Annotated in this window: 13 protein-coding genes; 10 read left to right on the forward strand and 3 right to left on the reverse strand. The window is 66.1% G+C overall.

Annotation, left to right across the window (positions count from 1 at the left end; genetic code table 11):
- Window positions 1-59 precede the first annotated feature (59 nt).
- Genes CCK88_RS01045 through cobO form a run of 6 tightly spaced genes read left to right on the forward strand, consistent with a single transcriptional unit; the run spans window position 60 to window position 7305 of the window.
- The gene (locus CCK88_RS01045) at window positions 60-809 is read left to right on the forward strand and encodes a CbtA family protein (RefSeq protein WP_086468703.1); all 750 of its coding nucleotides are present in this window, start codon (window positions 60-62) and stop codon (window positions 807-809) included.
- Window positions 806-1852, forward strand: coding sequence for a cobalamin biosynthesis protein CobW (gene cobW, locus CCK88_RS01050; protein WP_086468704.1), 1047 nt, complete (start codon window positions 806-808; stop codon window positions 1850-1852). The genes CCK88_RS01045 and cobW overlap by 4 nt, the downstream gene beginning before the upstream one ends.
- On the forward strand, window positions 1849-2289 hold the full coding sequence (locus tag CCK88_RS01055; protein ID WP_086468705.1) for a hypothetical protein: 441 nt from the start codon (window positions 1849-1851) through the stop codon (window positions 2287-2289). Before cobW ends, CCK88_RS01055 begins: the two co-directional genes overlap by 4 nt.
- Window positions 2286-2705, forward strand: a complete 420-nt coding sequence (locus CCK88_RS01060; RefSeq protein ID WP_086468706.1) for a hypothetical protein — start codon at window positions 2286-2288, stop codon at window positions 2703-2705. The genes CCK88_RS01055 and CCK88_RS01060 overlap by 4 nt, the downstream gene beginning before the upstream one ends.
- Window positions 2705-6658 carry a cobaltochelatase subunit CobN gene (gene cobN / locus CCK88_RS01065; RefSeq protein ID WP_086468707.1) on the forward strand — a complete coding sequence of 1318 codons (3954 nt, stop codon included), beginning with the start codon at window positions 2705-2707 and terminating at the stop codon, window positions 6656-6658. The genes CCK88_RS01060 and cobN overlap by 1 nt, the downstream gene beginning before the upstream one ends.
- A 38-nt stretch (window positions 6659-6696) precedes the next feature.
- A complete protein-coding gene (gene cobO, locus CCK88_RS01070; protein WP_086470746.1) occupies window positions 6697-7305 on the forward strand; it encodes a cob(I)yrinic acid a,c-diamide adenosyltransferase in 609 nt (202 codons plus the stop codon).
- A gap of 7 nt (window positions 7306-7312) precedes the next feature.
- Here cobO and CCK88_RS01075 read toward each other — a convergent pair whose 3' ends face one another.
- Together CCK88_RS01075 and CCK88_RS01080 are read right to left on the reverse strand one after the other, a co-directional pair.
- The gene (locus CCK88_RS01075) at window positions 7313-7774 is read right to left on the reverse strand and encodes a hypothetical protein (RefSeq protein WP_140048846.1); all 462 of its coding nucleotides are present in this window, start codon (window positions 7772-7774) and stop codon (window positions 7313-7315) included.
- A 49-nt stretch (window positions 7775-7823) separates the two neighbouring features.
- Complete coding sequence (locus CCK88_RS01080; protein WP_170926307.1) at window positions 7824-8720, reverse strand: cation diffusion facilitator family transporter; 897 nt, start codon at window positions 8718-8720, stop codon at window positions 7824-7826.
- Window positions 8721-9008: 288 nt separating this feature from the next.
- Between CCK88_RS01080 and CCK88_RS01085 the strand changes: the two genes are divergently transcribed.
- Window positions 9009-9485, forward strand: coding sequence for a cobalamin biosynthesis protein (locus CCK88_RS01085; protein WP_170926308.1), 477 nt, complete (start codon window positions 9009-9011; stop codon window positions 9483-9485).
- Here CCK88_RS01085 and CCK88_RS01090 read toward each other — a convergent pair.
- Window positions 9410-10147 (reverse strand): cobalt-precorrin-6A reductase, encoded by a 738-nt coding sequence (locus CCK88_RS01090; RefSeq protein ID WP_086468710.1) that lies wholly within the window; start codon window positions 10145-10147, stop codon window positions 9410-9412. The two genes, CCK88_RS01085 and CCK88_RS01090, sit on opposite strands and share 76 nt — an antisense overlap.
- Window positions 10148-10305: 158 nt before the next feature.
- On the opposite strand from CCK88_RS01090, the gene cobA reads away from it, so the two are divergent.
- From cobA to CCK88_RS01105, 3 genes are all read left to right on the forward strand, one after another.
- A complete protein-coding gene (gene cobA, locus CCK88_RS01095) occupies window positions 10306-11118 on the forward strand; it encodes a uroporphyrinogen-III C-methyltransferase (protein ID WP_086468711.1) in 813 nt (270 codons plus the stop codon).
- 10 nt (window positions 11119-11128) lie between these two features.
- A complete protein-coding gene (locus CCK88_RS01100) occupies window positions 11129-12424 on the forward strand; it encodes a cobyrinic acid a,c-diamide synthase CobB (protein ID WP_086468712.1) in 1296 nt (431 codons plus the stop codon).
- Between the two features lie 145 nt (window positions 12425-12569).
- Window positions 12570-14027, forward strand: a complete 1458-nt coding sequence (locus CCK88_RS01105; protein WP_086468713.1) for a cobyric acid synthase — start codon at window positions 12570-12572, stop codon at window positions 14025-14027.
- Window positions 14028-14029: the final 2 nt, after the last annotated feature.

A 14029-nucleotide genomic window follows, 5' to 3' on the forward strand; every position in this document is an offset into this window, starting at 1 on the left:
GGCAGCGTTTCGCGCCGCCGTACGACGCGGCCGCGTGATCCGGATCGAAAGAGCAAACGATGTTTCGCAATCTGTTTTTTGCTGCGCTGGTCGCAGCGCTTTGTGCTGGCCTCGCCACATCCGCCTTTCAGGCCTGGCGTGTCACCCCGCTGATTTTCGCCGCCGAATCCTTTGAAGGCTCGGGTGGAGAGGCTCACGTACACGCTGAAGGCACCGCAGCGCATGAGCATGACGATGCCGCCGCCGTCTCGGCCCACGAGCACGGAGACGACGAATGGATGCCTCAGGACGGTCTCGAGCGCACCGCCTTCACCGTCTTTTCCAACATCCTGATGGCCGCCGGCTATGCGTTGATCATCGGGGCGGTCTCCGTGCTGTTCAACCTCCCGGTCACCTTTGCCAATGGCCTGCTCTGGGGTGTCGGAGGCTTTGCCGCCTTCACCCTGGCGCCGGCGCTCGGGCTGCCTCCGGGCATGCCCGGCATGCCGGTTGCCGATACGCTGGCGCGCCAGATCTGGTGGTTTAGCGCCGCCATCGGCACCGGCGCGGCCCTGGTGCTGGTCGCCAAGGTCCGCGCCCCCTGGGCACTGGCCGTCGCCGTGGCTCTGATCCTGCTGCCCCAGCTCATCGCAGCCCCGCAGGCGCCCGATGATCCCACCGGCGTCCCGCCGCGCATGACCGCCGAATTCGTCTCCGCCGTGCTCTACAACGGCGCCCTGTTCTGGGTGGTGCTCGGCCTCGCCTTCGGCTGGATGGCCGATTTCCTGGCCGCCCGTCCGGCCCCCCAACTCAACGGAGCCAAGGCATGACCGCCAAGATCCCCACCACCGTCATCACCGGCTTCCTCGGCGCCGGCAAGACCACCCTGGTCCGTCACATGCTGGCCCATGCGCCCAAGGGCAAGCGCATTGCACTGATCATCAACGAGTTCGGCGATCTTGGCGTCGACAAGGACATCCTCGCCGGCTGCGGCGACGAGACTTGTCGCGAGGAGGACATGGTCGAACTCTCCAACGGCTGCATCTGCTGCACCGTCGCCGACGAGTTCATTCCCACCATGCAGGCGCTCTTGGCGCGCGAGGAGAAATTCGATCACATCGTCATCGAAACCTCGGGCCTGGCGCTGCCGCAACCGCTGATCCGCGCCTTCAACTGGCCCGAGATCAAGGCGCAGGTCACTATCGACGGCGTCGTGACCGTCGCCGATGCGGCCGCGCTCTCAGAAGGTCGCTTTGCCAGCGACGAAGCCGCCGTCGACGCCCAGCGCCGCCAGGACGAGATGCTCGATCACGAAACCCCGCTCGGCGAGTTGTTCGAGGACCAGCTCTCGGCCGCCGACATGGTCATCATCAACAAGACCGACCTCGTCGATCCGGCGACACTTGAAAAGGTCGAACAGAACATCCGCGCCGAACTGCGCCCCGGTGTCGGCATCGTCCGTGCGGCCAATGGCCATGTCGATATCACGGCGCTGCTCGGCATGGGCATGTCGTCCGAGAGCGACATCGCCAATCGCCCCAGCCATCACGAGTTGGAGCATGGTGGCGAAACCCACGAACATGACGATTTCGACAGCTTCTCGCTGACCCTCTCCACCATTCAGGGCAAGGACCATCTGCTGGCGACCATCGAAGACACAATCAAGGCGCATGATGTCCTGCGCCTCAAGGGCTTCGCGGCCGTCCCCGGCGCAGCTGCGCGCCTCGCCATCCAGGCCGTCGGCCCCCGCGTTACCGCCTATTTCGACCGCCCCTGGAAGCCCGGGGAAGCCCGGGTGACCTCGCTTGTCGTCATCGGCGAGCAACCGCTGGACCGCGCCGCCATCACCCAGAGCCTTCAGGCGGCTGCATGATCGGGGCGCCTGCCAGCGCAGTTCGTCCGGGCAATGGCCGTATCGCGGCCATCGTCCTGCTCGGCCCGCTGGTGGGCGCCATCTGTCTCTTCATCGCGACCGTGCTCGTGGAGCCGCTCCCCGGAGGCTCGTTCGAGCCGGTGGAGCTGGTGATCTTCATCCTCGCCTCCGCCTACATGTTCGGGCTCATTCCATCGGTGCTGGCCGCAACAGTCTACTGGGTGGTCGAACCGATCTGGCGGGTCTGGTCGTGGCCGCGACTGGTGCTGGCCTATCTGGTGATCGGGGCCGTGTGCGGTGCGCTGGGCGTTTTCCTGTCCATCTCGGCGCTCGAGCGGCAGCCGATCGTCAATGAGCAGATCATCCTGATCGGCGCGCTGTGCGGCGCACTCTCGCTGGTCGCGACGGCGCTGCCCTTCCGGAAGGTGGACACGTGACGCAAGCAGCAAAACCCCTGCCGCGCACCTTCATCATCGTGGCCTTCGGCCCCCTGGTGGGCGCGGTGACGATGAGCGTCATCATGCTCGCTCTCGCCGCCTCGCAGAACCCGGACACGATATTCGATTATCTCGCCTATGGTATCGCTCTCTACCTCGCGTTTGGCTATATCGCCGGTTTCCTGCCCGCGCTGGCCGCGGCCCTGCTGTGGCGTGTCGTGCCACCCGGTTGGAGCCTCGGCCGCCGCGTCCTTGCGGCCATCCTGATCGGTGGGCTCACGAGCGCAATCCTCGTCTGGCCATTCATGGCGCTGTTCCTCGCCTTCATGCCGCCCAACATCTATTTCGCCGCTCTTGCCGCCTTCTGCGGCGCGATTGCGCTGTGCGCCACGGCCCTTCCGGGAGGCAAGCGCTGATGCACCTGCTCTCCGCCCAGGCCGGTGCCATCCAGCAGGAAGGCGAGGCCATCGACCTTGCCCAGTCCCCCGGCGCCTACATCTTCGCCTCTTCGGCCGATAGCGAACTGGCCATGCTGGCCGGCGCCGTCGACCGGGCTGGGGAGACAGGCCTGCGTCTCGCTAATACGCTGCGCCTCGTCAACAATCTCTCCGTCGACATGTGGCTGGAACAGACGGTCGCCCATGCCCGGCTCGTCGTTCTCCGCCTCATCGGCGGCGCGGCCTATTTCCAGTATGGCGTCGATGAACTGACGGCCCTTTGCGCCAACAGACGCATTCCCCTCGTCCTTTTGCCCGGCGACGCCAATCCCGACCCGATCCTTCAGGCCCGTTCCACCGTCCACCCCGATGACTGGACCACGCTCCACCGCCTGTTCATATCAGGCGGCCCCGACAATGCCGACGCGATCCTGGCAGCCTTTGCCGCCCTTGCGGCACCTAACCCTCTGGGAGAGAGGTCGGCGGCGCAGCCGCCGGGTGAGGGGGCCTTGCTGCCGAACATCGAAGTCAAACCCTTCCCCCGGTTCGGCCTCTGGCACCCCAAAACCGGTATGACCAATGAGGGAGACCTGCGGGCGCTGTATCCCCCCTCATCCGGCGCTGCGCGCCACCTTCTCCCACAAGGGGAGAAGGGAGGCGCCGGTGCCGAAACGCGCGCAGTGCCCCCCTCTCCCCTCGTGGGAGAGGGTGCCCGAAGGGCGGGTGAGGGGGCCTTCAGCTCGATCACCCAATACATCCCCATCCTCTTCTACCGCGCCGCCCTTGAAGGCGCCGGCACGGCCACGCTCGAAGCGCTGATCGCCGAGCTGGAATCCCACGGCCTCGCCCCGGTACCGCTGCTGGTCTCCTCTCTCAAGGAAGCCGCCTGCGTGCGCTTCGTGCAAAACGCATTGGCGGCCTTCCCGCCGTCCGCCATCTTCAATCTCACCGCCTTCGCTTTGGGCGTGGCCGATCTCGACGACAAGGCCAACCCCTTCTCGGGCACCGATGCACCGGTGATTCAGCTGATCCAGTCCGGCCGCTCCGAATCCCAGTGGGCCGCTGACCCGCAGGGCCTGTCGTCCAAGGACATGGCCATGTATCTCGTCATGCCCGAAGTGGACGGGCGCATCGGCGGCCTCCTCGTCGGACACAAGGCCGACGCCGTGTGGCACGAGCGCACCCAGTGCCCGCTCAGCGCCTACGCACCCGATGCGGGCGGCATTCGTCGCGCCGTCGACCTCGCCTTCAACTGGTCTCGCCTCCGCGCCACCCCTCACGCCGGGCGTCGCATCGCCATGGTCCTCGCCAACTACCCCATCCGCGACGGCCGCCTTGCCAACGGTGTCGGCTACGACGCCCCGGAGAGCACCGTGCGCATGCTGATGGCTCTTGCAGAGGCGGGGTACAACCTCTCGCCTCCCTCCCCCGTGGGGGGAGGAGACGAGGGTGGGGGTCCATCAGCGGGCCACCCAATCTACCCCCGCAGCTCCGTCGACCTCATCAGCCGCTTCCAGTCCGGGCCCACCAACGCCCACCCGCAGCGCGGTACCGCCGACGCCGTCCTCCCGCTCGCGCAATACGCCGCGCTCTTTGCAACTTTGCCGGACGAAATCCGCACCGCCGTCACCGCGCGCTGGGGCGATCCGGCGACCGATCCGTTCATTCGCGAAAACGCCTTCCACCTTCCCGCGCATCGCTTCGGCAACGTCGTGCTCATGCTTCAGCCAGCCCGCGGCTGGCAGCTCGACGAGACGTTGAGTTATCACGATCCCAATTTGGTACCGCCGCACGCCTATATCGCCGCCTATCTCTGGATACGGCATGAGTTCGGCGCGCACGCGCTGATCCACAACGGCAAGCACGGTACGCTCGAATGGCTGCCGGGCAAGTCGGCGGCGCTGGATGCCGACTGCTGCCCCGATGCGCTCTGGGGCCAGCTGCCCCATCTCTATCCGTTTATCGTCAATGATCCCGGCGAAGGCACGCAGGCCAAGCGCCGCACCGGTGCCGTCATCATCGACCACCTCGTGCCGCCGCTCACCCGCGCCGAAACCTACGGCCCGCTCAAGGATCTCGAAGCGCTGCTCGACGAATATTACGCGGCCTCGGGCATGGATCGGCGGCGCCTCAACGACCTGCGTCGTCGCATTCTCGATTTCGTCAGCGACAGCCGTCTCGATCAGGACATCGGTCTGCCCGAAGGCGAAACCGAAGCCCTGATCAAGATCGACAACTTCCTGTGCGATCTCAAGGAAGCCCAGATACGCGACGGTCTGCACGTGTTCGGGTCCTCGCCAGAGGGAGGGATGGCGCGGGACCTTGCCGTCGCACTGGCCAGAGTGCCACGCGGCGATGCTCCCGGGGATAACGCGCTGATCCGTGCCCTGGCGGATGACCTCAAGCTTGGTTTTGACCCCTTAACAGCAAAGCTCGGCGACCCATGGACCGGGCCCGTGCCCGAGACCATCCATCCCCACGGCGCGGAGGTTTGGGGAACGATCCGCACCACCGGCGACATGGTCGAACGCCTCGAACACCTCGCCGCCGACCTCGTGTCCGGCACCCTTGATTGCCCGGAAAACTGGCCCGCCACCCGGGCCGTCCTCGACACCGTGGAAACTGTGATTGAACCCCGCCTCGCCGCCTCCGGCCCTGCCGAGATGCAGGCCTTCCTCGATGCGCTGGACGGCAAGTTCATCACGCCCGGCCCATCCGGCGCGCCCTCGCGCGGTCGCCTCGATGTGCTGCCCACGGGACGCAATTTCTATTCCGTCGATGCCCGCGCCGTCCCCACGCCCAGCGCCTGGGAACTGGGTCGCAAATCCGCCGAAAGCCTCGTGCTCCGCCATCTGCAGGACACTGGTCACCATCTGCGGGCAACAGCGCTCTCCGTCTGGGGCACCGCCAACATGCGCACCGGCGGCGACGACATCGCCCAGGCGCTGGCGCTGATCGGCGCCCGTCCCACCTGGGACCCCGGCTCGCTGCGCGTCTCCGGCTACGAGATCGTGCCGCTGGCCCGGCTTGGCCGTCCCCGCGTTGACGTGACCTTGCGCATTTCCGGCTTCTTCCGCGATGCTTTCCCGGCCCAGATCGCGCTGTTCGACCGCGCCGCCCGCGCCATCGGCGCGCTGGACGAGCCCGAGGACGACAACCCCATCGCCGCCCGCATGCGCGCCGAAGCCCTGGGTCTGATGGCGCAGGGCAAATCAGAAAAGGACGCCGCGCTCGAAGCCGGCGCGCGTATCTTCGGCTCGCGACCGGGCACCTACGGCGCCGGCCTCGGTCAGCTCATCGATAGCGGCAAGTGGTCGGGCAAGGCCGATCTGGCCGACCAGGTCCTGCGCTGGGGCCAATACGCCTATGGCGCCACGACCCACGGCACGCCACTGCAGGAGCGCTTCCGCGCCCGCCTCGGCCAGATCGACGCGGTGATCCACAACCAGGACAATCGCGAGCACGACCTGCTCGACAGCGACAATTACTACCAGTTCGAAGGCGGCCTCTCGCTTGCCGCCGAGACGCTCTCCGGCGCCAGACCTGCCGCCTATCACAACGACCACTCCCGTCCCGAGCGCCCCATCGTCCGCACGCTCGAAGAGGAGATTGCCCACGTCATGCGCTCGCGCGTGGTCAATCCCAAATGGCTCGCCGGGATGATGCGCCACGGCTATCGCGGCGCATTCGAAATCATCGCAACGGTGGATTTCATGTTTGCCTTCGCCGCCACCACGGGTGCGGTCAAGACCCATCATTTCGACCTCGCTTTCGAGGCCTTTGTCGAGGACGACACTGTCCGCGACTTCCTCGAAGCGTCCAATCGCTTCGGCTATGATGAACTCATGGCCAAATTCCGCGAGGCGCGCGAGAGAGGCCTCTGGTCGCCCCGCTCGAATTCCGTCTTTGCCTATCTGGAGCCGACGCCATGACCGACACGCCCGAAAAGCCGCTCAAGAAGACCGACCTCATGACCGAGGCCGAACGCGACGCGTACCACGCCGAAAAAATGAAGAAGAAGAAGGCCGCGCGCGACAAGATCCTCTCCACCAAGACCGAGGAAAAAGGCCTTCTCGTCGTCCATACCGGCAAGGGCAAGGGCAAGTCGACGGCCGCCTTCGGCATGGTTTTTCGCGCCTTGGGCAACGGCATGCGCGTGGGCGTCGTCCAGTTCGTCAAGGGCGTCTGGGACACCGGCGAGCGCACTGTGCTCGACAAGTTTCCCGATCACGTCACCATCAATGCCATGGGCGAAGGTTTCACCTGGGATGTCGCCGATCGCCAGCGCGATCTCGCTGCGGCCCGCAAGGCCTGGGATCAGGCAAAGGCGCTGATAGCAGACCCCGACTACGACATGGTGCTGCTCGACGAGCTCAACATCTGCCTGCGTTACGACTACCTGCCCATCGAGGAAGTGGTCGAAACGTTGCGCAACAAGCCGCACGACAAGCACGTCATCGTCACCGGCCGCAATGCCAAGGACGAGTTGATCGAAATCGCCGATCTCGTCACCGAAATGACCGAGATCAAGCACCACTTCCGCTCCGGCGTGAAGGCGCAGAAGGGCATCGAATTCTAGCCGCTCCTCAGCAGCCTTCGGCGACGAAGGAGCGCGCCAGCCCCTGCAGCACCGGCTCGACGGCATTGAGGTCGGCCGTCGGGAAATCCACCCGCATGCTGGCATAGCTCTTGCCATCGCACAGCACGATCAGCCGCTGGAAGAAGCTGCGCCGGTCGCGCAGGCCCGAAAGCGTGGCCCATTGCGGCGTGGAGGTCTGCATGGTGATCCCCCAGCCCAGTGCCGCATTGTCGGCCGCCAGCGACTGCGCCAGTGCGTCGAGCCCGGTGTCCATCGGGCCGCCCCAGGCTTCCAGGCTTTGCTCGGCCTCGGTGCGATAAAAGGCCTGGCCCGCGCCGTCGCTGGCTTCGCCATTGCCCTCGAAATCGGGCGGCACGTCTATCGCATAGCCAAATCGCGCATTGGTGTAGTGCCCCCAATACTGCGCCAGGGCAGGGGTGGTGAAAACCAGCAGGAATAGAATAATCAACCGTCGCATCGTCTGAGCCTGCCTGCGCCGTCCCGCTTTGGCAATCACCTCACAAAACCACGATCCCGGCGTGCTTGGCTTTTTCTTCAGGCTCCACGTGGATGGTGATCTGCACGTCGTCGACAGCGTCGCGCAACTTGGCCTCGATGCGATCGCAGATCGTGTGCGCGGCATCCACGCTCATGGCTCCGGGCACCACGAGGTGAAAATCGATGAACGTCATCTTGCCCGCCTGCCGTGTGCGGATGTCATGGGCTTCCAGCGCCCCCTCCGCATTGACGGAGATGACCTCGCGAATGGTTTTCTGGGTGTCCGGCGGAACAGCCACGTCCATCAATCCGCCGACGCTGTCGCGGATCACTCCCCAGCCCGACCACAGGATATTGACCGCCACCAGCGCCGCAAGGATCGCGTCCAGTTGCGCAAAGCCGGTGAGGAACACCAGAACCAGCCCCACCAGCACGCCCACGGTCGAGACCACATCGGTCAGAAGGTGCTTTCCGTCAGCCTCGATGGCCGGCGACCGCGCCTTTCGCCCGTGCCGGATCAGCACCTGCGCCCAGATGACGTTGATCACAGTCGCGCCGGCGCTGATGGCCAGGCCCTCCAGCGGCGCTTCGGGCAGTTCGGGCGAGAGAAAACCGAAATAGGCTTCGCGCAGGATCAGGATCGCGGCCACGATGATCATCACGCCCACGATCACCGCCGAGAAATATTCGGCCTTGTGATAGCCATAGGGCAGGGAAGCATCGGCCGGGCGCTGCGCCAGCCGCACCGCCACCAGCGCGACCACGGCCGTCACCACATTGACGATCGATTCCAGCGCATCCGAATAAAGCGCTACCGATCCGGTGAGCCACCAGGCCAGAGTCTTGAGGCCAAGCACCACCAGCCCCACCACTAGGCTCGTCGCTGCAATGGTCACGGTCTTGTTGGTGATGGCCATGCGCTTGGGTCCCCGGGTTGAGCCATCGCCATATCGGAGACTCGATGGGGCGACAAGCCATTGTATTTGCAAACGATTTTCAGAAGCATTCCCATGTGGGCCATGCATCGCGACATATGGCGGCAAGCCCTTGATTGACCATGGGGATTGCCCGGGGTTAGAACCGGTGCAGCGCAGCGTTCCATGATGGAACTGAAACAGAGCCCGGTGCGGTCGACCCAGTTGCGGGACCAGATCCGGGGCTGAGCCGGTTTTTGAGCGAACCTGCCTCGGATGATCGAGGCGACGATGACTGAACGATTGCAGGGCCTGTTTGGCGCCCGAACCTTGTCGAGCCGCTCCGGGCTGGTGGCCGGCATCGGCTTGCGTGCCGGCTGCAGTGCCGAAGATATCGTGGCGATGCTCGATCAGAGCCTTGGCCGGCTGAGCGCCACCCGCGCCGATCTTGTCGCCCTTGCCACGCTCGATGCCAAGGCCCGCCATCCAGCCCTGCTTGCTGTCGCCAAAGCCCTCGATATTGCTCTCGTTGCCCTCGCCCGCGATGATCTTGGAGGCTCCGCGCCCAACCCGTCCGTGACCGTCCTGGCAACGCTGGGCCTGCCCTCTGTGGCCGAAGCATCGGCCCTGGCATTCGGCCCGTTGCTCCTGGAAAAGCAGCGCGGCGCAAATGTCACCTGCGCTATTTCGCGCTACGATTCTGTTGCCGCGCCGTTCAGCGCCGCGATCGCCGCGTCGACGCTCGCCACTTCCAGTGCCGGGCCGTAAACAGGCCGGCCGATCATGATCACGGTAACGCCCATATTTTGCGCCGCCTCGAGCTTCGCCGCCGTTTGCGCCCCGCCCGAATTCTTGCTCACCACATGCGTGATGCCATGACGCCGCATCAGCGCCATTTCGCCATCCACCGTATAGGGCGGACGGCTGACGATCAGCTCCGCATGGTCGGGCAACGGCAGGTCCGGCCGCTCGATGACGCGCACATGGATGTGGCAGTCGTCGCGGTCAAGAAACGTGTCGAGCCCGGTATGTCCGGTGGTCAGCAGCACGTCGGCGCCCGCCGGCAACACGGCAGCCGCCTCCTGCACGGCGTCGACATGCACCCAGGTCTGCCCCGGGGCGGGCACCCAGGCGGGGCGCATGTAGCGCACCAGCGGAATGCCTGTAGCGGTCGCTGCGGCCACGGCATTGATCGAAATCAACCCGGCATAGGGATGCGTGGCGTCCACCAGCCTGTCGATCTGCGCGGCGCGCAGATAGGCGCACAGCCCCGGAATGCCCCCGAACGGCCCCATGCGCAAACCGCCCTCGGGCAGGATTGGGTCTTGCGTCCGGCCAGCCAGCGATGTGATGACGTCGTGACCCGTCGCCACCAGGCGGTTCGCCAGCTGCCGCGCCTCGGCTGTCCCTCCCAGGATCAGGATTTTCATGTCGTTTTTGCCCCTGTTACCTCGGCCGTGAGCAGTTCGATCCCGACCAGCGGTGCCGCCCTCGGGCTTGACCCAGGGGCCGCTCTCCATCGCACAGCAAGCCGGTATTGGCCCCCGGGTCAAGCCCGAGGGCGGCACGGTGACGGGGAGGGGTGTTGATGGTCGGCAGCCACCTTTCCCAACTCGCCGCGGCTGATTTCCCGCCCTTCGCGCCGGGCTCCGTCTGGCTCGTGGGGGCCGGGCCGGGCGGCCCCGGCCTTCTCACCCTTTTGGCCTTTCATGCGCTCGGCCAGGCCGATGTCATTGTCCATGATGCGCTGGTGTCCCCCGATATCCTGGCGCTCGCGCCGCCCCATATCGAGCGCATCCATGCCGGCAAGCGCGGCGGCAAGCCGTCGCCCAAACAGGCCGACATCACCATTCGCCTGATCGACCTGGCCCGGTCGGGCAAGCGCGTCCTGCGTCTCAAGGGTGGCGATCCCTTCATGTTCGGGCGCGGCGGCGAAGAAGCGGGCGAACTCGCGCGGGCCGGCATTCCGTTCCGCATCGTCCCGGGCATTTCATCAGGTCTTGGCGGGCTGTCCTATGCCGGCCTGCCGATCACGCATCGCGACACCAATCAGACGGTGCTGTTCCTCACCGGTCACGACGAAAGCGGCGCCGTTCCGAGTGGCATCGATTGGCCCTCTGTGGCCCGTGCGGCTCCCGTGGTGGTCATGTTCATGGCGGTCAAGCACCTGCCGGTGATCGCTGGCCATCTGCTGGCCGCCGGCCGGCCGGCCGACGACGCCCTCACCCTTGTCTCCCACGTCGCCAATCCGCACCAGTCGATCCATCAGATCACCCTGGGTGAAGCACTCGGGCCGGTCGACGTGCCGACACCCGCCATCGTCATCCTCGGTCCTGTCGCCCGCTATCGCGACCAGCTGCACTGGTATGTCGAGGAGGCGCGCAAGCATGTCTTCGGCTAGCGACTCAACAATGAAATCCTCCTCCGGCTTCGTTGTTGCCGCGCCGCGCTCGGGCTCGGGAAAGACCACAGTCACGCTCGGACTGTTGGCTGCCCTGCGTCGCCGCGGCCTGATCGTCGCGCCCGCCAAGACCGGCCCCGATTACATCGATCCGGTATTTCTCGGGCGCGCCGCGGGGCGCGAAGCCATCAATCTCGATCCCTGGGCCATGGCGCCCGATCAGGTGCGCGCCCTGGCCGCCCAGCATGCAACCGGCGCCGATTGCCTCGTCGTCGAGGGGGTCATGGGCCTGTTCGATGCATCCGCTGACGGGCAGGGTTCCACCGCTGATCTTGCGGCCGCACTCGACCTGCCGGTCGTCTTCGTCGTCGACGCCGACCGGCAGAGCCAGTCCGTCGCGCCGCTGGTGGCCGGCTTTGCCCACTGGCGACCCGATGTCACCATTGCCGGGCTCATCCTCAACCGCGTCGCCACGGCGCGACACGAACGCATGCTTGTTTCCGCATTGGCGGCGACGGGCATTCCCTTGCTGGGCGCCATCCCGCGCCGTCCCGAACTGGTCATTCCCGAGCGTCATCTCGGTCTTGTTCTGCCCGGCGAGGTGGATGGCTTCGGCCCCTTTCTCGACATCGCCGCCCATGCCGTGGCCGACTATGTCGATCTCGACGCGCTTCTCGCTCTCGGTGCCCCGGCTCCCTCTGCCGAAGCCGCGCCGAAAACGCTGCCGCCGCTTGGCCAGCACGTCGCCATCGCCCGCGACGCCGCCTTTGCCTTCCTCTATCCACACCTGCTCGACGGCTGGCGCAGTGCCGGCGCAGAACTGAGCTTCTTTTCCCCACTGGCCGACGAAGGTCCTGCCGCATCTGCCGACGCCGTGTTCCTGCCCGGCGGTTACCCGGAACTGCATGGCCCCGTTCTCGCTGCGGCGACCAGCTTCCACGCCGGCCTTCGCGCCGCGCGCGATCGCCATGCGCTGATCTATGGCGAATGCGGAGGCTTCATGGCCCTGGGCGAGGCGCTGGTCGACAAGGATGGGGTCGGCCACGCCATGGCAGGCCTTTTGCCGGTAACGACCCGCATCGATCGCCCCAAGCGCGTCCTGGGCTACCGCCGCCTCCTGCACGAGAGCGCCTTGCCCTGGCCAACGGGCCTCAATGGCCACGAATTCCACTATTCCTCGGCAAAGCAGACCGGCCTGCCGCCCCTTTTCGAAGCCCTCGACGCCGAAGGCATCCGCCAATTGCCCATGGGTGGCCAGCTCGGCCGCGTCATGGGCTCCTATGCACACGTCATCGCGGCGCCTTAGGCTACTGGCCGTCGGCTCTAAGGCACCCCATCGTCACCGCCGGGCTTGTCCTGGTGGTCCATACGATGCCAAGGAAAGCCGGACGGCCGCGGTAGCCGGGCAATGACGACGGAGGGGGAAACACCGTGAAAGTCCAGATCGCTCCATGACCAAAGCCTTGATGTTCATGGGCACCGGCTCTGACGTCGGCAAATCCCTCATCGTGGCCGGCCTTTGCCGCGCGTTGAGCAATCGCGGCATGTCGGTCGCGCCGTTCAAGCCACAGAACATGAGCAACAACGCGGCTGTGACCGCCGATGGAGGGGAGATCGGCCGGGCCCAGGCGCTGCAGGCCCGCGCCGCCCGACGCGATCCCGTTACCGCTATGAACCCCGTCCTACTCAAGCCCGAAGGCGAAACCGGCTCGCAGGTCGTGGTCCGCGGGCAGCGTCGCGCCAGCCTTTCTGCCCGCCAATACTGGGCCGATCGCGCCCAGCTCCTCCCCGAAGTCCTGACCGCCTTCTGTGAACTCGCGTCCGATGTCGACATCGTCCTTGTCGAAGGCGCGGGCAGCGCCTCCGAGGTCAATCTGCGCCGGGGCGATATCGCCAATTTCGGCTTCGCTCAGGCTGCGAAGGTGCCGGTAGTCCTGATCGGCGACATCCATCGCGGCGGCGTCATTGCCTCCATCGTCGGCACGCTCGATGTCATCGACCCCCAGGATGCCGCCCTTGTGCGCGCAAGCCTCATCAACAAGTTCTTTGGCGATCCGGCGCTGTTCGAAAGCGGCAAGGCCTTTCTCGAAACCCGCACCGGCCTGCCGTGTCTGGGACCGGTTCCCCATTTCGCCGATGCAGCAAGGCTTCCCGCGGAGGATGCCCTGGCGCTCGATGACTTCGCCGCAGGGCAGGGTGCCTTCCACATTGCCGTGCCGCGCCTGCCGCGCATCGCCAATTTCGACGATCTCGATCCGCTGCGCGCCGAACCCGGCATCCGTCTGACCCTCGTCCAGCCCGGTGAAGTCATGCCGCGAGACGCCGATCTCGTGCTTCTGCCCGGCTCCAAGGCGACGCGGTCCGATCTCGCCGCTCTGCGGGCCAACGGCTGGGACATTGACATAGTCGCCCATCACCGCGCTGGCCGCCGCATCCTCGGCATCTGCGGCGGCTACCAGATGCTGGGTCGGACCATCGCCGATCCCGATGGTATCGAAGGTCCCCCCGGCACCAGCGAAGGCCTTGGGCTCCTCGACGTCGACACCGTTCTCGCCCCCACCAAGCAGTTGCGCCTCGAAGCCGCCACGCACCTGGCCACGGGCGAGGCGCTCGAGGGCTACCACATGCATATGGGTGTGACCTCCGGTCCCGACGCCGTGCGCCCCTTCGCAAGCGTTGGCGATAAGCCGGAAGGCGCCATCAGCGCCAATGGCCGCGTGGCTGGCACCTACCTTCACGGCCTCTTTTCGGCAGACGGTTTCCGCCGCGCCTTCCTGGGCAATGCGGCCAGCCCCGACCTCGCCTTCGAGGCCGGGATCGAGCGTGTGCTCGACACCCTTGCGAACCATCTCGAAACCCATATCGATATTGACCGCCTGCTCGGCCTCGCCGCACCGCTGGAGACCTGATC

The organism is Devosia lucknowensis (assembly GCF_900177655.1).
In the GTDB taxonomy this organism is placed as follows: domain Bacteria; phylum Pseudomonadota; class Alphaproteobacteria; order Rhizobiales; family Devosiaceae; genus Devosia; species Devosia lucknowensis.

Excerpts from the sequence above, each read along its gene's own strand:
- CCK88_RS01045 (WP_086468703.1), top strand. The coding sequence starts at position 60 with ATGTTTCGCAATCTGTTTTTTGCTGCGCTGGTCGCAGCGCTTTGTGCT.
- cobW (WP_086468704.1), top strand. The coding sequence starts at position 806 with ATGACCGCCAAGATCCCCACCACCGTCATCACCGGCTTCCTCGGCGCC.
- CCK88_RS01055 (WP_086468705.1), top strand. The coding sequence starts at position 1,849 with ATGATCGGGGCGCCTGCCAGCGCAGTTCGTCCGGGCAATGGCCGTATC.
- cobN (WP_086468707.1), top strand. The coding sequence starts at position 2,705 with ATGCACCTGCTCTCCGCCCAGGCCGGTGCCATCCAGCAGGAAGGCGAG.
- cobO (WP_086470746.1), top strand. The coding sequence starts at position 6,697 with ATGACCGAGGCCGAACGCGACGCGTACCACGCCGAAAAAATGAAGAAG.
- CCK88_RS01080 (WP_170926307.1), bottom strand. The coding sequence starts at position 8,720 with ATGGCCATCACCAACAAGACCGTGACCATTGCAGCGACGAGCCTAGTG.
- CCK88_RS01085 (WP_170926308.1), top strand. The coding sequence starts at position 9,009 with ATGACTGAACGATTGCAGGGCCTGTTTGGCGCCCGAACCTTGTCGAGC.
- CCK88_RS01090 (WP_086468710.1), bottom strand. The coding sequence starts at position 10,147 with ATGAAAATCCTGATCCTGGGAGGGACAGCCGAGGCGCGGCAGCTGGCG.
- cobA (WP_086468711.1), top strand. The coding sequence starts at position 10,306 with ATGGTCGGCAGCCACCTTTCCCAACTCGCCGCGGCTGATTTCCCGCCC.
- CCK88_RS01100 (WP_086468712.1), top strand. The coding sequence starts at position 11,129 with ATGAAATCCTCCTCCGGCTTCGTTGTTGCCGCGCCGCGCTCGGGCTCG.
- CCK88_RS01105 (WP_086468713.1), top strand. The coding sequence starts at position 12,570 with ATGACCAAAGCCTTGATGTTCATGGGCACCGGCTCTGACGTCGGCAAA.